Annotated in this window: 1 protein-coding gene and 1 pseudogene; one reads left to right on the top strand and one right to left on the bottom strand. The window is 62.1% G+C overall.

Annotation, left to right across the window (positions count from 1 at the left end; genetic code table 11):
- Nucleotides 1-716: 716 nt before the first annotated feature.
- Nucleotides 717-1133: an HIT family protein gene (locus ACTWPW_RS63950; protein WP_443175001.1), complete on the top strand. Its 417-nt coding sequence runs from the start codon at nt 717-719 to the stop codon at nt 1131-1133.
- Nucleotides 1134-1749: 616 nt separating this feature from the next.
- Here ACTWPW_RS63950 and ACTWPW_RS63955 read toward each other — a convergent pair.
- Nucleotides 1750-1862 (bottom strand): annotated as a pseudogene (locus tag ACTWPW_RS63955) (IS5/IS1182 family transposase); the annotation flags it as partial.

Consider the following 1862-nt stretch of genomic DNA (forward strand, 5'->3'; position numbering starts at 1 on the left):
CTCACTCACCAGAAAGGTGCACCTGCTTCTGCAGCGGATATGGCTTCGACACCCGAATCCTTGCAGTTCAGGGGCACCTTTTCTCATGTTCTAGAGCACAGCTACCGCCCCGGCTGAATAGCTGAGGGTAGGGAGGGGATATAGCCGGTTGCCGGCGCGCGAGCAAGATTGGTCGTCGCGCGCTGGGCAGTGACCTGCGCTTGTGCGCGAGGTTATGCATCGGATGGTGCGCCCGGGCCACATGACTTCCTCGGCGAAGCATCCGGCCGATTCCGACGGATCCTCATGGTCTCATATACGAATGAGTCGGCACCTTGTCTAATGCAGGTGTTCGTTCATGGCAACGTCCCGCGCAATGTTTCGTGCCAACTTTCCTGGCCATGCGGTGTACGCAGTGTACTTGAGCTAGGAGTGCCAGAAGCACTTGTCTGTATACACCGCTACCTTTGCTCGTATGAAGTCTATATCGACTGTTCCGTGCTTCATGTCCGGATTAGGTAGGCCGCTCGGTAACGCCGTCCGCGGGCTGTAGGAACTTCCGTGTAGAGATCTTAGGTGTGGTATCCCTGCGGTGTTGCTTGCTCATCTGCGTCGACATACCGACCGGACGGGAAGAAGGCATGGAGGTCACGAAAGAGATGCCATTTCTCTGCCGGCCCTGTGCACGGTCGCGCCACGTGACGAGATGCGGGAAGATCGGAAACATGCCAATATCCATGCCATCAGTCGACCGATGTCCCTTCTGCGACTATCTCGCCGGACTCCATCCCTCCACCATCCTGGAACGGGGGGAGCAGGTCGCCATCCTGGTCACGCGTTGGCAGCGTGGGCAGGGACACGTGCTGGTGATCCCGGTGGCTCACCGTCCTACCGTTATGGACGTGGTCCCGGCGGAGGAGCAGCAATTGATGAGCGCCGTGCGGCGGGCGGCACGTGCCATCACAGCCGCCTACGACCCCGGGGGTATCGCTGTCTGGCAGAACAACGGGGTATCTGCGCGCCAAGCCGTCCCCCATGTTCACTTCCATGTGGCCGGCACTCTCCCCGAGGGCGGCACGCAGTCGGGCGAGGTCCCTTGTCTCGACCTCGATGAGACCGAAGGGATCGCCAAACGCCTCAGTCCACATCTCTGAGTTGCCCGCCTGGCGATGACGTTCCTTGGGCTCCTTAACCGGCTCGGTTCGCGGGAGCACATGCACTGGGCGTCAGACGGGCCTGATGCAGCGCTTTCAGGCTTTCAGATCGTCAAGTCTGGGCCCGGCCGTTGGTGGTCGAACTCATCAACTGCCTGAGACCGCCGCCCCGCCCTCCTATCCGCGATCAGTGATGGCCCGCTGGCACGGGGCCAACGCTCGGGCGTGGGTGTGGCAGCGCCCATTTTGTCGTGGTCGGCAGCCGGCCGTGTGTGCCCTTATCTGGTTCGTCGTGTGCTCATCGGTCCCTGGGCAGGCTTCCGTGCGGCCGTCTCCCCCGACTTCGCCGTCAGCATCGAAGAGGAAGCACGTCCGAGCTCGGGTACAGTTCCCCGACCACAGCCATCTTCTGGTTGGAAACAGGAAACGGCGACTGGCCTTGCTCGCGCCGCACCGCTGGCGCACTCTTACAGACAGTAACTCTCGGTGCCGCGGACATACGGGAGGTCCATGGTGGTCCAGGGGGAGGTCTGCTTCGGTCGAGAGTTACGCAGGCGGCGCCTCGCCGCCGGCCTCACCCTCACCAGCCTGTCCAAGCTCGTCCACTGAGCCCTTTTCATCCTGAGTAGCGGCCTTCTTCCACCAGCTGCAGCACGAGGATCGCCTGCACGAGTGCGGTCGCGCGATGCGGGCAACAGCGCAGCCTGGTCAGCACCTTCCAGGACTTCA

Origin of the sequence: Nonomuraea sp. KM90 (genome assembly GCF_052246675.1) — a bacterium.
Classification (GTDB): domain Bacteria; phylum Actinomycetota; class Actinomycetes; order Streptosporangiales; family Streptosporangiaceae; genus Nonomuraea.

What these genes read in the sequence shown, in the direction of transcription:
- ACTWPW_RS63950 (WP_443175001.1), top strand. Translation starts at nt 717, where the DNA reads ATGCCATCAGTCGACCGATGTCCCTTCTGCGACTATCTCGCCGGACTC.